Source organism: Yersinia sp. KBS0713 (assembly GCF_005937895.2).
Classification (GTDB): domain Bacteria; phylum Pseudomonadota; class Gammaproteobacteria; order Enterobacterales; family Enterobacteriaceae; genus Yersinia; species Yersinia bercovieri.
Map to the genome: position 1 here is coordinate 3,940,098 of NZ_CP042173.1, position 16,286 is coordinate 3,956,383.

Genomic DNA, 16,286 nt, shown 5'->3' on the forward strand with positions numbered 1-16,286 from the left:
AACCACTGGAGGCAATCACCGAAATCAATTCTTAGGGATAATACATACCAGAAATACTATGACACCACACCGAAAAACAGCCAGTTATCATCAAAATGGATGAAACTATGCCCAAAATCATTGGTGTTACCGCCAGGCAGCAAGCTAACCCCCGGCAACTTCAAGGGCGAAGGGCGTGCCAGTAGAGTTTTTTGCCAAAACCTAGGGTGTTATTGGTCATTTTGATTTCCAGCAGATTCAACTGCCAAATAGGGGCAGAGGCGACCTTCGCCACAGGGAAACGGCGGCAATAACGCTGGCGGGCACTCTGTTCGGCAGCGCCACTTAACTCAGCAATTTCACCGCGATATTGAATGCCTTTGATGAGGGCAACAGTGCGTGGCTGGGTGGCGATAGTCCCGACAACCTGTGGGTTAACTTGCATCAGTTCACCATGACGGGTCTGTTTTTCGGTCATGAGATAAAGCGCCATCTGCACATCATCAAAGAGGTAAAAACAGTTGGCGCACCACATATCCATACCGCTGCCAGCGCACAGTGTCAGCACATGCTGCTGGCGTAAGAAGCGGATAATTATCGACAAATCATCAGGCGAGTTCACGGCACTCATTAGTCACAACACCTTCCGGCTTAATAATAGCCTTGAGTGTACATCAACTTTGCCACAGCAGACGATCACGGGATGTCAGGGTTTCTGTTGGGAAAGTCGCGAGCACCGCCTGATAGCGCTTGGCATCTTTCGGGTAACCCCGTGCCGCCTGCAACAGCAGCCGCAATGCGCTGTCATAATCGATGCCGCGCAAGTCACGGTAAGGCCACAGTTCAGGTTCTGCAATAAATGGCAGTAGATAATCTATCCCCTGCTGCACATTACGGCCATCTTGCACCCGCTCCCAACGTTCAATCTCGACATGTTCACCATAGCGGCACAGCAGCAGATGCGCCTCTAAATTGAATAGGGAGTAGTGGAACGGCACAGTGCGCTCCAGTTCCATCCACTGCTTACCATCTTGGGCTATCTGCGCCGCCAGGCGCTGAGTTATACCTTGCTGGATAATGGTGGAAACCAACCCACGATCGCCGTAAAACATCGCATTGACTGCACGCTGCACGTCATACCAAGTGCCGTGGTTGTTATGCCAGACATACTCGGAATGGCCCACTTCACTGTGGAACATCCAGTGGTTAAAGTCGCGGAACCACTGCTGCAATACCGCCGTATCTTCGGTATCCAATAGTTTGGCGGGCAAGATCAAACCAATAGTATCAATGACCATCCACATCAGCCGAGTATCAATCAACCCGGTCCCACGACCAGAGACAATACCGGGGATCGCCTGACCATAATTAAGGTGCGGATTCATTCGGGTTTTGGCATCTAAAAACCAGCAACGGATCTGTTCTGCCGCCACCTGTGCATAGCGGCTGTTACCCGTGAAATAGTAAGCTAATCCGAGGGTTAGGCAGTGATCGCACATCCGCACAATGCGCTGTGTATCAGTATCATCATTCTGGCTTTGCGGATTGGTATGGCCGTCTCGGCGTACATAGGGCAACCCGTTGGGCTTGCGTGGATTCGGCCACCAGTAAGTGCCAAAACTGTAGTAATCGTGGATATCACCACTGACCGGTAGCAAGGTTTTGTGCGTGACACTCTCCGGCTGCTGGTCACGCAAGGCATCAGCTTCACTTAATAACCGACGTAATGCCGGTTGCAGAGGCGAAAAAGGTTGCTGTAATACCGCTTTTGCCTTAATCAGGCAGTTTATATCCAGCGTGTACAATTTCATTGGTGTTACAGACGTTTTTATTGGCGTCATGGGCATTACTTCCTTTATGCGGCCTGACAGGCAACCCGCACGCCAGTGGCGGCATCAAAAATGTGGATACCGGCAAGTTTAGGTTGCAGGTAGACCGTTTCCCCTTCATTGACCGCCAGACGCTGTTTAAATACCGAGGTAAAGCGGCCACCGCCAGTGCGGCAAAATAGCTGCATATCCGAGCCAGTATTTTCAATGGCGGTAATGGTGGCTTTCAGCGCGCTGGCGCTGTGAGTGGCATCTACCACATTGACCTGCTCCGGACGAATGGCGTACACCACACTCTGCCCGTCGGTCACTTGCAACCCGACAGGCAGTGTCAGCATGGAACTATCCTCCAATCGCAGTAGGAACTCACCGCCCTGCTGCACCACCGTGCCTTTCAACTGATTGATCTCCGGCGATCCGATAAACCCGGCGACAAATAGATTCGCGGGTCGATCATAGAGATCGAGCGGTGAACCAACTTGCTCAATCCGACCTTCACGCAGCACCACAATCATCTGCCCCATGGTCATGGCTTCTATCTGATCATGGGTGACATACACGGAGGTGGTTTTCAGCCGTTGATGCAACTCGCGGATCTCACCGCGCACCTGAGTACGTAATTTAGCATCCAGGTTAGACAAAGGTTCATCGAATAAGAATACTTGCGGATTTCGCACGATGGCGCGCCCCATGGCAACCCGCTGGCGCTGCCCGCCTGACAGATCTTTTGGCAGGCGCTCCAGCAAAGCCTGTAAGCCCAATAGCTCCGCGGTAGACTCAACTTTTTTGCTGATCTCCGCTTTGGACATTTTGGCCATTTTCAGCGCAAAGCCCATGTTTTCGCGCACCGTCATCTGCGGATAGAGGGCATAGCTTTGGAACACCATGGCGATGTCGCGCATCTTGGGTTCAACGTCAGTGACATCAATATCATTGATGCCGACCGTGCCGCCTGAGATCTCCTCCAGCCCGGCAATCATGCGCAGTAGGGTGGATTTTCCGCAGCCGCTCGGGCCGACCAGCACACAGAACTCACCGTCAGGGATCTCCAGCGATACATCGCGGATCACATGGGTGTCACCGTAAGATTTACAGACATTTTTAAGTACAACCGATCCCATTTTGTTTCTCCCTAGCCTTTAACCGCGCCAGACATGATCCCGCGATTGAAATGTTTTTGCAGACCCAGATACACGATGATGCTCGGCAACATCGCCAACAGGGTGATGGCAATAAAGATGTTTGGTGTGATGCTCTCGTCAGTACGTAGTGTGCCGAGGATCACCGGAATGGTATTCAGACTGTCCTGATTCACCACAATCAGTGGCAACAGGTATTGGTCCCAAATCATGATGAAGCCGAACGTCACGACAGTACCCAGTGCAGGCTTAACCAGCGGCAGGATCACATGGAAGAAGATTTGCCATTCACTAGCACCATCAATACGCGCCGCCTCCTCTAGCTCTTTCGGGATAGCCGCCATAAACTCGGTCAGAACAAAAATAGAAAAGGCCCAGCCCACCACCGGCAAAATCATGCCCAGATAGCTGTTGTAGAGCGAAGTGTCGATCACCGGCAGCTGCCAGTTGATGATCATATACAGTGGGATGGCGATCACCTCTTCCGGCAGCATCATGGTCGACAGAATGACCAGGCTGGTCAGAGAGACTCCGACAAACTTTTTACGTGCCAGCGCATAGGCCGCCAGCGCACTGACGGATACCTGCAACACCGTGCCAAAGAACACCACGATGATCGAGTTCAGCAGATATTGCCAGACGCCGATATCCATCCAGGCGAAGATAAAGTTATCCCATGAGAACTGATTGGGCCATGCCAGCAGCTCACCGGGTTTCACCGGTGCACCACTGAATGCGGTCGCCATAATGCCCCAGTACGGACCAACAAAAACCATCAGCAACAGACCATAAATTATCCAGCGGCCGATACTGTTCCAACTTTTACTTTTCATTACCACTCTCCGGCTCGGGTTAGTAACGGGCGATGCGCTTTTTCAAGGTGAGATGACAAATCGTCAAGACCACAGTGAAGGCGAATAACAGGAAGGAGACCGCTGACGCATAACCATAGTCAAACTGCTCAAAGCCCAGTTTGTAGATATGGGTCATGATCATTTCCGTCGCATTAGACGGGCCGCCGCCAGTGGTGGCATACACTTCGGCAAACACGCGGAAACCACGAATAAATGACAGCATCAACACCACAGAAAGTGCGGGGATCATGCCCGGTAAGGTCACATAGCGCAGGCGGTTCCACCAGTTGGCGCCGTCTACATTCGACGCGTCATATAGATCACGGCTAATCCCTACCAGTCCGGCGATAAAGATCACCATGTTGTAAGGTACTGCTTTCCAGATATGCAGCAGCATCACCGTCCATAGCGCTTGATCGGTATCCGCCAGAAACCCCTGAGCTTCAATGCTAAACCACGACAGAATGTGGTTCACCACGCCATTACTAGTCGGGTTAAATAGAATTCGCCACATTTCGGCGACGATCGCCGCACTGGTCACCGCCGGCAGGAAAATCGCGGTACGAATAAAGCGCAGATGCCGTGCCGGCCCCTCTAGCAACATTGCCAAAAAGAAGGCGATAAAAGCGGCCACCACCATGGTGACCACCACATATAACAGGGTATTGAAGACCGCAGAGTGCAGCGCTTCATCACCAAAGGCACGGGAAAAGTTGGCAAACCCGACCCACTCATTTGGCTGGTTAAAGTTAACCTTGTAGAAGCTCATCACCAACCCTTGCAGCATTGGGATGAATTTAAACCAGGTGAAGATGACCAGTGCCGGAGCCAGAAACAGCCACGGAACCAGATTACGTTTTAGTCGGGGATTCAGCGTTATCATGATTAACTCACTGCCCTAAGACATTCTGTTTAGCCAGCTCATCATTGACCTTCTGATTCACGGCTTTTAATTCAGCGGCGATATCACCATCACAATTGGCTAAGATGCGGTTGAAACCTTCAGCAGTCACCTGACGAATTGGCGTCCAGTTAGGCACTTGTGGAATATAGCGGCCATGTTCGGCGTACAGATCAGCAAACATTGCCCAGCGCGGATCGTTATAAACCGCTTTGGTATCCACCTGTTTGTTAATCGATAAACGCACTACCGGCATATTATTACTGCCCATACCCATGCCGATTTGCTGCCCTTCTGGTGAGATCATGAACTCAATAAATTTCTGTGCAGCCTCTTTTTTCTGGCTACTTTTCATCATAAACACCGTGGTGCCTTCAGCCAGCGTCGCTTGCCCCTTCGGCCCTGTTGGTGGTGGGATCACCTCAAAAGCCTCTTTACCGGGATCTTTATCAAATAGAGCAATGTGATAAGGGCCGGAGAAGAACATGCCACTTTGACCGGAACGGAATGAAGGTATGGCATCAGCAGTGGTGGCATTGATAGCCCCCGGCTGTACTGTTTTGTCGCACACCATGCCACGCATGAAACTCAGGGTTTCAGTGGCAGCAGGTTCATCCAATGCGGCTTTAAATTTGCCCTCACCTGCTGGGCGAATGAAGTCACCACCAGCTTGCCACAGATATGAGCTGATAAACCAACTGGCATAGCCGCGTGTGGTTGAACCCGGCAGAATAAAGCCGTAAGTGTCATTTTTGCCGTTGCCATCCGGGTCATTAAAGGTAAAGGCTTTTGCCAGCGTGGCGATCTCTTGCCAATTTTTCGGCTGTGCTAAGCCCAACTTTTCCCGCCAGTCTTTGCGCATGAATAGAGCAAAGGTTTGAGCTGAGGTCGGCACACCATAATATTTACCATCAATATATTGGGCACTCTTCCAAGCGGTATCGAAGATATCTTCCCCACCAATAATATTTTTGGGTTCAATGGGTTCAACAATACCCAGTTGGACAAACTGCCCAATGGCCACCGCATCATTGAAAATCAGGTCCGGCAGCGCATTACCCGCTGCAGCTCGTGCCAAACGCTGCTCAAAATCAGTTGTCGCATTGAAATATTCAATTTTGATGCCGGTTTTCTTCTCAAAAGTTTCAGCTTCTGTTTTATAAATATTCTTGGAATCATTACTGGCGCGTATCCATACCTGTAATGTTTCTGCGGCGTGGAGAGATGGAACTCCCGTGGCTAAATAAGTTAACAACAGCAAAGATTTTATTTTTACGTTTGACGTTATCATTTTTTTCTTCATCTCAGCGTCCTCGTTGAAATCTATTTTTTATAGATTTACCCAGAAAGTTAAATAGCAGAATAAAATCATGAAACACTCGACAACATTAGAACCCAGAGCAAAGCAAAAAACTACACCATAAAAAACAAAACTTAATTCCATTTTAAAATTTCTGCTTGAGATCACACTTGAAAAATGATTAAAAAATAGATAAATAAATTTTTTTAATTAAAAACAATAAGTTAAAATCTTCACTTTAAAAATAAAAAAATAATGCAATGGTTGAAATTAACTCAAAAATATCTAAAACAGAGATTTAATTTGATGGTGCTCACAGTTTAAGTTATTTATTTATAGAGAATTTACAATGTAGACTTGGATCACAAAAAACCAGAAACTTTACCCTAGAATTCAAATCCATCCGAAATAGAACCGCATTATTTTTATAAAAATGCTGGCTATACATTTCATAACCTTTTTATTAATGGGTGTAATTTTATTTACATAAAAACAGAGAAATAGATAGAAATAACTTTGTAACTTTTGTTTTTAATAAAATAAACCATCAAAAATAAGGAAAGTAGTGATGAACATGCTGGGGAAAAAAAACCTATTACTGGCTATTCTCATGGGATCTTCACCCTTTATTTATGCCGCTGAGAGTCATCCACTATTATTGAGAATGGATGATATAAATTATAGCGTTACCCAAGTTAAGCAAAACAACCCTTTGTATGAAAAATCTTATAAAAATCTGATAGCTAAGGCTGACAAAGCGCTGGGAAAACCACTGTACTCGGTGATGGATAAAAACTTATTAGCCGCCAGTGGTGATAAGCACGACTATTACAGCTTCCCGCCTTATTGGTGGCCAGACCCAAGTAAGAAAGATGGCATGCCTTATTTGCGTAAAGACGGGGAAACAAATCCGGATGCCAATAGTGATGCAACTGATAAAAAACGCATGAACAGCTTCAGTGACGATGTCTATTATCTGGCGTTAGCTTATAGCTTTACTGGCAAGCCCGAGTATGCCGAAAAAGCGCGGGATCAATTGGTCAATTGGTTCGTCAATCCAGATACCCGAATGAACCCAAATCTGCAATATGCCCAAGCCATTCCCGGTATCAATGAAGGTCGCGGCATTGGCTTAATCGATAGTCGGGCGCTGGTAGATGTCATAGACGCAGTGGAATTGATAAGGCCTGCGAATGTACTTAAGGATGCCGATTATCAGACAATCAAAGACTGGTATCACGATTTTTATCAATGGATGACTACTAGCCAAAACGGGTTCGAAGAAGATAATTGGCACAATAATCACGGCACCTATTTTGATATGCAGGCCGCCTCCTTTGCCCTGTTTAGCGAGCAAAAAGCCACAGCGCAAAAGCGTCTGGAGATCACCCAGCTGCGCCGGATCCCATCACATTTTGATATGCAGGGTCGCCAAAATGCTGAGTTGGAGCGCACTCGTCCGTGGCACTACAGTAATTTTCATCTGGAAGCCTACAACAAACTGGGTCGGCTGGGTGAGGTCGCTGGCAAAGATATCTGGGACTTCACTCTCGACGAACATAGCCTCAAAAAAGGCTATCAATACGTCGCGGGCTTTATCAATACCGACCAAGCCTGGCCATATAAAGATCTGGATGGTATTCAGGATAAAAAAGCACTGGTAAACATGATCACCGCCGCCCGTGCCTACCCAACAGACCCTGATTTCCAACAGAAAGCGCAATATCTGATTGCCAAATATCCGGATGCTGTCGAAATCCTGCTCTACCCGATAACACAGCCCCTGATCGCAAAAAAATAAGCATTGTCGAGGACACACCAGCTATGAAGCAGTTTACGGATCGGCAGATGGTTAAAATCCGCCAGCGGGTCATGCAGCAGCCGGAGATTATCACCACGCTGATTGCGGGTAATCAGGTTGTCTTGAACTCAGAAACCCTGGTTCCTGCCACCGGTATCGCCACCTGGAACCACTACTATTATTGCCCCGATCACGGTGTGCAGTTGGAGTGGGAGCGCTATTCACCCACCCAGCACCGTTGCCCGGTAGACACTCATCTATTTAGTGGCGAACCCTATGATGGCGCCTGGTGGCGGGCGCTTAACGGCCTGAATGCCAAAGCCTGCAATCAGCTCGGCTTGTTGTGGCAACTGACCGGTGAGATAGGCTACTTCAATAAAGTGCGGGATATTTTGATCGATTATGCCCACTACTATCCTGACTATGAAGTGCACGGCGGTATTCCGTACAACGGGCCGGGCAAAGCCAATGCACAGACACTGTGTGAAGCTAATTGCCTACTCGATTTTACGCTGGGATATGATTTTATTGCCGATGCCCTCAGTCAGGATCAACGGGACTGCATTGCCGGGCGGTTATTGCGGGAGGGCGCGGATTTTCTAATGCAACACCGTACCCGCCAGTTACATAACCATGAAGTTAAAATCAACAGTGCCATCGCCATTATCGGTTTGATCCTCGACGATGAGCACTACATTGAGTCTGCGGTTAATGCGGATTATGGTCTGCGCTATCAGTTAGAGCACGGGCTATTCAGTGAAGGAATGTGGTTTGAAGGCTCGGTACATTACCACTTTTATGCGCTGCAAGGCTTCTGGTCATTCGAAAAACTGGCCGCAGGCAGTCGCTATAGCCTGTTGACCCTCCCCTATTACCGCGACATGCTGAGTTTCCCGCTCAAACTGTTGATGCCAGATGGCACATTCCCCCGAATAAATGATTGTACCGCCGGACAGGAGCAACTCAGCCATACACATTTATATGAATTTGCTTTCAATATTTATGGCAATGATGAGTATGCCGCTGCCCTGCACCATATTTATCGCCAACAACCCCGTTTAAATCTGGATGCGCTGCTGTATGGCGTTGACGAGTTACCACAACAGATCATGGATGTGATCCCAACGGATACACTCCATGCACCGGACTGCGGATTAACCATCTTACGCCAGCCACAAGCAGGTCGGGCATTGCTGGTAAAACACACTCCCTACGGTGGTGAACATGATCACTATGATCGACTGAACTTAATTTTGTTTGAGCAAGGGCGAGAGATCTTGCCCGATTTAGGTACAACTGGCTATGGTGCACAATTGCATTATGGTTACTACAAAAACAGTTCCACCCACAATACGCTCAGTATCAATCAGAAAAATCAGCCTCCAGCGGTGCCCATTATTCATAACTGGCATCAATCGGCGGCTTTCAGTTGGCTGGATACCGAGGTGGATTGGGGTCAAAAAGCACCAGAGCTGGACAGTCACACCCGTATACAATGGGATAGTGCAGCTTACCGTGATGTAAAATTCCGCCGCCGTATTTTGTGGCTGGATGACGCCATCATCGATCTCAGCAGCATTATCAATCCACATCAACAACAGTGGGACTGGGTACTGCATCTCGATGGCATGGCAACAGAGCAACTGGGTGAACCCACAACTTTTAGTGACCACGGGCCAATGCAATACTTACATCAGGTTACCGCTCGCCCCCTGAATGGAGTGCTCCAGTGCCATTATCAGACTGTGGCTCGTCCACTCTCACTTTGGTTGGCCGCCGACGCCCTGCTTTTCCAAGGGTTAGCACCGGCAAATCCATCCGTGCGCGATATCAGCTATCTGATTTTGCGTAACAGTCAGCCGGAGGCGCAAGTGGCCTGTGTATTTGATTTGAATAACCACGACCCGTTATTGCAGGTCCGGGTAGAGAATGATGGCGAGATATTCTCCCTCGAATTAACCCGCCAACAACAGATCATACAAGTAAAAATTCCCTTTACCGGCAATAACCTACCGCTATTCAGTTAACCTTATCCAGACTGGGGCAGCCACTGCCCCATTTCCCCGTACTTATCGCTAATGAGAGTAGCATTCCCAGCATATCCTCCCTAAGAACAGGGTTTATGGCGAGAAAGTGCCTAATAACGTGATTTAGCTAACATTTACTGCATAAGATGATTATGCATTTATATGCAAAATTTGCGTATAACATGAAGGTGTAACAAATAATTATGGATTAACAAATAAAATACAAAATATATTAAGAACCCGCTCTCATTGCCCATGTTGAATAATAATAAGCCCGCCAATGTATCCTTCGTGTTAAATATAATCCTACTGTTTTGCATAACATACAGTACAGTTTTGAATAAAAACCGTTTAAAACGAATAAAATCGATTATTTATTCATTTTTTAGTCAAGGTGTGTTTTAAAATAGAATAAAAACATGACGTGAGTCACAGAATGAATAAGTGTTATGACTAAAATAGCCGGCATCAGCTCGTTTTTCGAAAATCTTACTTAAAACGAAAACCTTGTTTAAAACCAAAATTTGTTTAAAAAAACAGAGATCTTACGCAAATGGAAAATAACAACAAGAAAATGGCGCATATAAGGCGGACAACGCATTTAATGATGCCGGCACACCGTAGTTATTTTAGTTTTTCCTATTTCCATTTTAGATAATCCCCCTCTTGCGATGGCATCCGTTTTTATTGGATAGTCATTGTCTATGCACAATATTTGACAGAGACGAAAAGTGATTTTTTTGAACTTTGCGTTATGTTAACTATTGTCTGCGTTCTTCAAAGATGCTAATACTCGGTTTTAATCTTATTGCTATCAGCACTGGTAACGCTATTACCCGGCCGATATCAACCCAGTGTTAATTATCTTTCAGCAGAAACATAGCTATCCCGTAAAAAATTAAATGTCACCTTTGTCATTAATGCTAAATGACATGAGGATCACTGCGCCTGAAATTCAGATGCCGTGTTTCGCAGAAAAGAGATAAAGCAGAAAAAATATCAATGAACATTATTTCATTGATACGGCCTGCTATATATCGAATTTATTAAGCGACTAAATCCAATTTGCAAAAATGTTGGACGGGTTTATATACCCTAAATAAAATAAAAGAGAATCCATAATGAAAAAACTAAATATTGCGGCAAGTACTTCAGCTATACCCTGCTTTGAATCTCAGCGCGAAGTAGTAGATGTCTTACATACAGATTTTACCGATATTGCGGCGGTTGTACTGTCAGTCCAAGACATTAATAATGGTGTCATTGATAGCATTCATGCATTAGGACTTGAGATCCCGATTTTTGCGGCAGTTTGCTGTGAAGAAGAGCTTAACACCGACGTATTACCCTCATTAAATGGGGTATTTGAGCTCTGCGGTGACAACACTGATTTTTATGGTAAACAACTGGAATCAGCGGCAGAAAAATATGAAAAAGAGCTGCTGCCGCCATTCTTCAGTACATTAAAAAAATATGTTGAAATGGGGAACTCTACCTTTGCTTGCCCAGGGCATCAGGGTGGTCAATTCTTCCGTAAACATCCAGCGGGCCGCCAATTCTTTGACTTCTACGGCGAAACTATTTTCCGCTCTGACATGTGTAATGCTGACGTCAAATTAGGTGATTTACTTATTCACGAAGGTGCACCATGTGATGCACAAAAACATGCGGCGAAAGTCTTTAATGCCGATAAAACTTATTTCGTCCTGAACGGGACATCCGCCTCAAATAAAGTGGCGACCAATGCGCTGCTGGCCCGTGGCGACCTGGTGCTGTTTGACCGTAATAACCATAAATCCAACCACCATGGCGCACTGATTCAAGCAGGTGCAACTCCGGTATATCTGGAAACTGCCCGTAACCCGTTTGGCTTTATCGGTGGGATTGATGCCCACTGTTTTGAAGAGAAATACCTGCGCGAACAGATACGTAGCGTCGCACCTGAGCGCGCTAACGAAGCACGTCCATTCCGCCTGGCCATTATCCAACTGGGTACCTATGACGGCACCATTTATAATGCCCGCCAGGTGGTGGATAAAATCGGTCACCTTTGCGACTATATTCTGTTTGACTCTGCTTGGGTGGGCTACGAACAATTTATTCCAATGATGAAGGATTGTTCACCATTATTACTTGAACTGAATGAGAACGACCCCGGTATTATCGTTACCCAGTCAGTCCATAAACAACAAGCGGGTTTCTCACAAACTTCGCAGATTCATAAGAAAGACAAACATATTAAAGGTCAGGATCGCTACTGCAACCATAAACGCTTTAATAACGCCTTTATGCTGCACGCCTCCACCAGCCCATTCTATCCACTGTTTGCAGCATTAGATGTCAACGCAAAAATGCATGAAGGCAAAAGTGGTCAACGTATGTGGCTGGATTGCGTTAAGACCGGTATTGAAGCGCGTAAAATGATCTTAAATACCTGTAACATGATTAAGCCGTTTGTTCCGGTCGAAGTTGATGGCAAACCTTGGCAGCAATATGACACCGAGGCCATGGCACAAGATTTGCGTTTCTTTAACTTTATTCCTGGCGAAAAATGGCATGCATTTGAAGGTTATGAAGAGTCACAATATTTTGTCGACCCATGCAAACTGCTATTAACCACGCCAGGGATTGATACCAATACTGGTGAATATACGGCATCTGGTATTCCAGCCACTATTTTGGCTAATTTCTTACGCGAAAATGGTATCGTGCCAGAAAAATGTGATTTGAATTCAATTCTATTCTTATTAACGCCAGCAGAAGATTTGGCAAAAATGCAACATTTGGTCGCGCAAATTGCCCGATTTGAACGTTTCATTGAAGAAGATGCCATGTTAAGCGATGTATTACCAACCGTGTATCGTAATAATGAAACTCGCTACAAAGGTTATACCATTGGTAAATTGTGCCAGGAGATGCATGATCTTTATGTTAGCTACGATGTTAAGCAGTTACAAAAAGAGATGTTCCGTAAACAGTATTTCCCTAAAGTTATGATGAATCCGCAGGATGCGAATATTGAATTCGTCCGTGGTCATGCTGAATTAGTGCCATTGTGTAAAGCGGAAGGTCGAATTGCCGCTGAAGGCGCACTTCCTTACCCACCGGGAGTATTGTGTGTAGTCCCTGGTGAAGTTTGGGGTGGCGCAGCTCAACGTTATTTCCTGGCATTAGAAGAGAGTATTAATTTACTGCCTGGTTTTGCACCTGAATTACAAGGCGTTTATTTGCAAGTCGATGAAGATGGATGGAACCGTGCATACGGCTACATGATGAAATAATAATAAAATAATTTTTATTTTTACAACACCAATACTAGCTTTCGCTCAATCTGCGGGAATAGCTTATTCCCGCAGTCTCTGAAATTAAAAAAGAGATAATAAAAATGAGTAAAACAAATAATAAGATGGGAGTCGTACAGCTGACTATTCTGACCGCCGTCAATATGATGGGGTCTGGCATAATTATGCTGCCAACCAAACTCGCCGAAGTTGGGACGATCTCTATCGTCTCATGGTTAGTCACAGCAGTAGGTTCTATGGCGCTGGCCTATGCCTTCGCCCAATGCGGGATGTTTAGTCGTAAATCAGGTGGGATGGGGGGTTACGCAGAGTATGCCTTCGGTAAGTCTGGCAACTTTATGGCTAACTATACCTATGGTGCTTCGCTGCTGATTGCCAATATCGCCATTGCCATTTCAGCCGTGGGTTATGGTACTGAATTACTGGGCGCGACGCTGACCCCGCTGGGTATCTGTATCGCGACCATCGGTGTTCTGTGGCTGGCAACCGTGGCCAACTTTGGGGGCGCACGTATTACCGGCCAAATCAGTAGTGTGACTATCTGGGGGGTGATTATCCCAGTGGTGGGTATCTCAATTGTTGGCTGGTTCTGGTTTAGCGGCTCTGCCTATATGGCGGCGTGGAATCCACATGGCGTGCCAACCTTCGAGGCTGTAGGCTCATCTATCTCAATGACACTGTGGGCTTTCTTAGGTTTGGAATCTGCCTGCGCGAATACCGATGCCGTAGAAAACCCTGAACGTAACGTTCCGATCGCCGTATTGGGTGGGACTTTAGGTGCAGCGGTTATCTATATCATCTCAACCAACGTCATTGCCGGTATTGTGCCGAATATGGATCTGGCTAACTCTACCGCGCCCTTTGGTCTGGCGTTCGCCTATATGTTCACCCCGGCAGTCGGTAAAATCATCATGGCATTGATGATTATGTCCTGCGTCGGCTCACTGCTCGGCTGGCAGTTCACCATCGCTCAGGTGTTCAAATCCTCTGCTGATGAAGGTTTCTTCCCGAAAATCTTCTCTAAAGTCAGTAAAGCAGATGCGCCGGTCAAAGGGATGCTGACCATTGTTATCATCCAGAGTGTACTGTCGCTGATGACCATTAGCCCGTCGCTGAACAAGCAGTTCAACGTGCTGGTGAATCTGGCGGTAGTGACTAATATCATCCCTTATATTCTGTCGATGGCAGCACTGGTGATTATTCAGAAAACCGCTAATGTCCCACCGGCGAAGGCCCGTAAAGCAAATATCATTGCCTTTATCGGCGCGATGTACAGCTTCTATGCGCTCTATAGCTCAGGTCAGGAAGCCATGACTTGGGGGGCGATTGTGACCTTCCTCGGCTGGACACTATACGGTTTGGTTTCACCACGTTTTGAATTTGCAGCAAAGACTAAATAATCGGTAAAGAACCGGTAGTCAGTAAAAAGAGAGTCATCAGTACGCTGATTTAGCAGGATCAGGTGCCAGCAGATAAAAAAATCAGGATACGGCCCGCAATTCCGGTAATAATGTTCCAAACCGCTACCCCCGGACTGGAATAAGATGATGACGGATAGCCTTTGGTATCTCTATCTGCTGCGCACCGCCTCCGGTATGCTCTATACCGGTATTACCACCGATGTAGTACGCCGGTTGGCACAGCATCAGAGTGGAAAAGGGGCAAAAGCGTTGCGAGGGAAAGGTGAGTTAACACTGGTATTTCATTGTGAAGCAGGGGATCGTTCGACAGCATTGAAGCTGGAATATCGGGTGAAACAGCTCAGTAAACCGCAAAAAGAGAAGCTGGTGATTAACCAGCCTCTTTCACTGCTCGCCATGCTTAGCGATAAAACCGTTAGCGGTTAGAACCGACTGAACGGAGCAGAAAACACCACTTCGCCATCAGCATCAGTCAGGGCATCTTCCGCCAAAGCATAAACCTGAAAAGCCTCTTCGGTGCCAGGCCAGCGACAACTCAATTGGTGACGGGCCGCCGGAACAAAACCGAAGCGCTGATAGTAGGCCGGATCACCCAATACCACGACCGCGGCATAACCAAACTCATTGAGCGAATCTAGCCCCTCATACACCAGTTTTTCAGCCAAACCTTGCCGACGCAGACTCTCATCCACCGCCAGTGGTGCCAGCGCGACCCATTGACGGTCTTCACCACCAACTTCGACCGGGCTGAATGCGGCATAGCCGACTACACCGCCTTCGTCATCAGTCGCGACAATCCCCAGCGTTAGTAAGCCATCTTCGCGCAGTTGCTGCACCAATTCAGCTTCGTCATTACTCTCAAATGAGTGGCGTAATAGCGCGTCTATTCCCGGTGCATCCACCGGAATTTCTACTCTGATCAACATGATGCTAATGTGCGGGAAGCACTTGCCACACCCTCTTGCTGACCCGCTTCAATAAACTCTGCCAGCTGTTGCAGACCCACTCGCAGCAAGGTTGGCATGGACTCCAATTCAATGGCATCCATCAGATTCTTCACATACAAGCCCAATTCGGTATCCCCTTCAATTCGTAACCGGCGCTGAAAAAATAACGTATCCGGATCTTCTTTACGGGCAGCAATCAAAATCAGATCGTTGGCATCACCACTAAAGCTAACATCCGCTTCAGCCTGTTGGCTCACCACCAGCCTACCGTTTTCTACCGTCATAAACCATTGCAACGCGAGATCACGTACTTCAATTTTTAACCAGCGGGATGCCAAAAACTCCAGATCTCCGTCTAACAATGCCTGGCGGAATTGCCACCCCAGCACTTGCTCTATGACCTGCCGCTGTAAGGCAAATGGTGTTAACTTTAGCGGCCCCCGCAACAGCGCAGGCCCTTGACGCACAAGACGTGCTCGTAGTTCTCCCAACACAGGCTGGACTCCTTATTTGGTGATATCCCCTCCGCCTGAAGCCGCAGGGGATTAGCTTGCTGCCTACCTGCAACGCCAATGACTTTGGGTTTAGATCTCGATAATTACGTCTATATTGCCACATTGGCAAAACCGGAAAGCGCGTTAAATCAATAAAATTTGCATCAGAACTGGGCTAAATATCAGAAGAATGCCACCAATGCGAAAGAAGCTGCCTTATATCAAGGTCAGTTCAAAGTAGGTTAACTAAAATCGCCACTCGATAAAATACCAATATCATCTTCGGATGGGG

Annotated in this window: 14 protein-coding genes; 6 read left to right on the top strand and 8 right to left on the bottom strand. The window is 47.0% G+C overall.

Annotation, left to right across the window (positions count from 1 at the left end):
* Window positions 1-160: 160 nt before the first annotated feature.
* Genes FFE93_RS18695 through FFE93_RS18720 form a run of 6 tightly spaced genes read right to left on the bottom strand, consistent with a single transcriptional unit; the run spans window position 161 to window position 6,005 of the window.
* A complete protein-coding gene (locus tag FFE93_RS18695; RefSeq protein WP_005272557.1) occupies window positions 161-610 on the bottom strand; it encodes a YhbP family protein in 450 nt (149 codons plus the stop codon).
* 43 nt (window positions 611-653) lie between these two features.
* Complete coding sequence (locus FFE93_RS18700) at window positions 654-1,820, bottom strand: alginate lyase family protein (protein WP_032897099.1); 1,167 nt, start codon at window positions 1,818-1,820, stop codon at window positions 654-656.
* A 14-nt stretch (window positions 1,821-1,834) separates the two neighbouring features.
* Window positions 1,835-2,929, bottom strand: coding sequence for an ABC transporter ATP-binding protein (locus FFE93_RS18705; RefSeq protein WP_005272559.1), 1,095 nt, complete (start codon window positions 2,927-2,929; stop codon window positions 1,835-1,837).
* An 11-nt stretch (window positions 2,930-2,940) separates the two neighbouring features.
* Entirely contained in the window at window positions 2,941-3,780 is an 840-nt protein-coding gene (locus tag FFE93_RS18710; RefSeq protein WP_032897101.1) for a carbohydrate ABC transporter permease, read from the bottom strand.
* Window positions 3,781-3,799: 19 nt separating this feature from the next.
* Window positions 3,800-4,684: a carbohydrate ABC transporter permease gene (locus FFE93_RS18715; RefSeq protein ID WP_005272561.1), complete on the bottom strand. Its 885-nt coding sequence runs from the start codon at window positions 4,682-4,684 to the stop codon at window positions 3,800-3,802.
* A gap of 7 nt (window positions 4,685-4,691) precedes the next feature.
* Window positions 4,692-6,005 (bottom strand): ABC transporter substrate-binding protein, encoded by a 1,314-nt coding sequence (locus tag FFE93_RS18720; protein WP_005272563.1) that lies wholly within the window; start codon window positions 6,003-6,005, stop codon window positions 4,692-4,694.
* A 565-nt stretch (window positions 6,006-6,570) separates the two neighbouring features.
* Here FFE93_RS18720 and FFE93_RS18725 point away from each other — a divergent pair.
* The 6 genes from FFE93_RS18725 to FFE93_RS18750 all read left to right on the top strand — a co-directional run bounded on the left by FFE93_RS18725 (window position 6,571) and on the right by FFE93_RS18750 (window position 14,979).
* On the top strand, window positions 6,571-7,803 hold the full coding sequence (locus tag FFE93_RS18725) for an alginate lyase family protein (protein ID WP_138776017.1): 1,233 nt from the start codon (window positions 6,571-6,573) through the stop codon (window positions 7,801-7,803).
* A gap of 23 nt (window positions 7,804-7,826) precedes the next feature.
* Complete coding sequence (locus FFE93_RS18730) at window positions 7,827-9,830, top strand: heparinase II/III family protein (RefSeq protein WP_138775774.1); 2,004 nt, start codon at window positions 7,827-7,829, stop codon at window positions 9,828-9,830.
* A 607-nt stretch (window positions 9,831-10,437) separates the two neighbouring features.
* Window positions 10,438-10,488 carry a hypothetical protein gene (locus FFE93_RS21985; protein ID WP_409994342.1) on the top strand — a complete coding sequence of 17 codons (51 nt, stop codon included), beginning with the start codon at window positions 10,438-10,440 and terminating at the stop codon, window positions 10,486-10,488.
* A gap of 463 nt (window positions 10,489-10,951) precedes the next feature.
* A complete protein-coding gene (gene speF, locus FFE93_RS18740; protein ID WP_005272569.1) occupies window positions 10,952-13,111 on the top strand; it encodes an ornithine decarboxylase SpeF in 2,160 nt (719 codons plus the stop codon).
* A 104-nt stretch (window positions 13,112-13,215) separates the two neighbouring features.
* On the top strand, window positions 13,216-14,532 hold the full coding sequence (gene potE / locus FFE93_RS18745) for a putrescine-ornithine antiporter (protein WP_005272571.1): 1,317 nt from the start codon (window positions 13,216-13,218) through the stop codon (window positions 14,530-14,532).
* Between the two features lie 147 nt (window positions 14,533-14,679).
* On the top strand, window positions 14,680-14,979 hold the full coding sequence (locus FFE93_RS18750; protein ID WP_032897104.1) for a GIY-YIG nuclease family protein: 300 nt from the start codon (window positions 14,680-14,682) through the stop codon (window positions 14,977-14,979).
* Here FFE93_RS18750 and FFE93_RS18755 read toward each other — a convergent pair.
* Window positions 14,976-15,479, bottom strand: a complete 504-nt coding sequence (locus FFE93_RS18755) for a GNAT family N-acetyltransferase (protein ID WP_032897106.1) — start codon at window positions 15,477-15,479, stop codon at window positions 14,976-14,978. The two genes, FFE93_RS18750 and FFE93_RS18755, sit on opposite strands and share 4 nt — an antisense overlap.
* The gene (locus tag FFE93_RS18760; RefSeq protein ID WP_032897109.1) at window positions 15,473-15,994 is read right to left on the bottom strand and encodes an SCP2 domain-containing protein; all 522 of its coding nucleotides are present in this window, start codon (window positions 15,992-15,994) and stop codon (window positions 15,473-15,475) included. Before FFE93_RS18760 ends, FFE93_RS18755 begins: the two co-directional genes overlap by 7 nt.
* Window positions 15,995-16,286 lie beyond the last annotated feature (292 nt).

Excerpts from the sequence above, each read along its gene's own strand:
- FFE93_RS18700 (WP_032897099.1), bottom strand. The coding sequence starts at position 1,820 with ATGACGCCAATAAAAACGTCTGTAACACCAATGAAATTGTACACGCTG.
- potE (WP_005272571.1), top strand. The coding sequence starts at position 13,216 with ATGAGTAAAACAAATAATAAGATGGGAGTCGTACAGCTGACTATTCTG.
- FFE93_RS18710 (WP_032897101.1), bottom strand. The coding sequence starts at position 3,780 with ATGAAAAGTAAAAGTTGGAACAGTATCGGCCGCTGGATAATTTATGGT.
- FFE93_RS18750 (WP_032897104.1), top strand. The coding sequence starts at position 14,680 with ATGACGGATAGCCTTTGGTATCTCTATCTGCTGCGCACCGCCTCCGGT.
- FFE93_RS18725 (WP_138776017.1), top strand. The coding sequence starts at position 6,571 with ATGAACATGCTGGGGAAAAAAAACCTATTACTGGCTATTCTCATGGGA.
- FFE93_RS18720 (WP_005272563.1), bottom strand. The coding sequence starts at position 6,005 with ATGAAGAAAAAAATGATAACGTCAAACGTAAAAATAAAATCTTTGCTG.
- FFE93_RS18715 (WP_005272561.1), bottom strand. The coding sequence starts at position 4,684 with ATGATAACGCTGAATCCCCGACTAAAACGTAATCTGGTTCCGTGGCTG.
- FFE93_RS18695 (WP_005272557.1), bottom strand. The coding sequence starts at position 610 with ATGAGTGCCGTGAACTCGCCTGATGATTTGTCGATAATTATCCGCTTC.
- FFE93_RS18705 (WP_005272559.1), bottom strand. The coding sequence starts at position 2,929 with ATGGGATCGGTTGTACTTAAAAATGTCTGTAAATCTTACGGTGACACC.
- FFE93_RS18755 (WP_032897106.1), bottom strand. The coding sequence starts at position 15,479 with ATGTTGATCAGAGTAGAAATTCCGGTGGATGCACCGGGAATAGACGCG.
- speF (WP_005272569.1), top strand. The coding sequence starts at position 10,952 with ATGAAAAAACTAAATATTGCGGCAAGTACTTCAGCTATACCCTGCTTT.
- FFE93_RS18730 (WP_138775774.1), top strand. The coding sequence starts at position 7,827 with ATGAAGCAGTTTACGGATCGGCAGATGGTTAAAATCCGCCAGCGGGTC.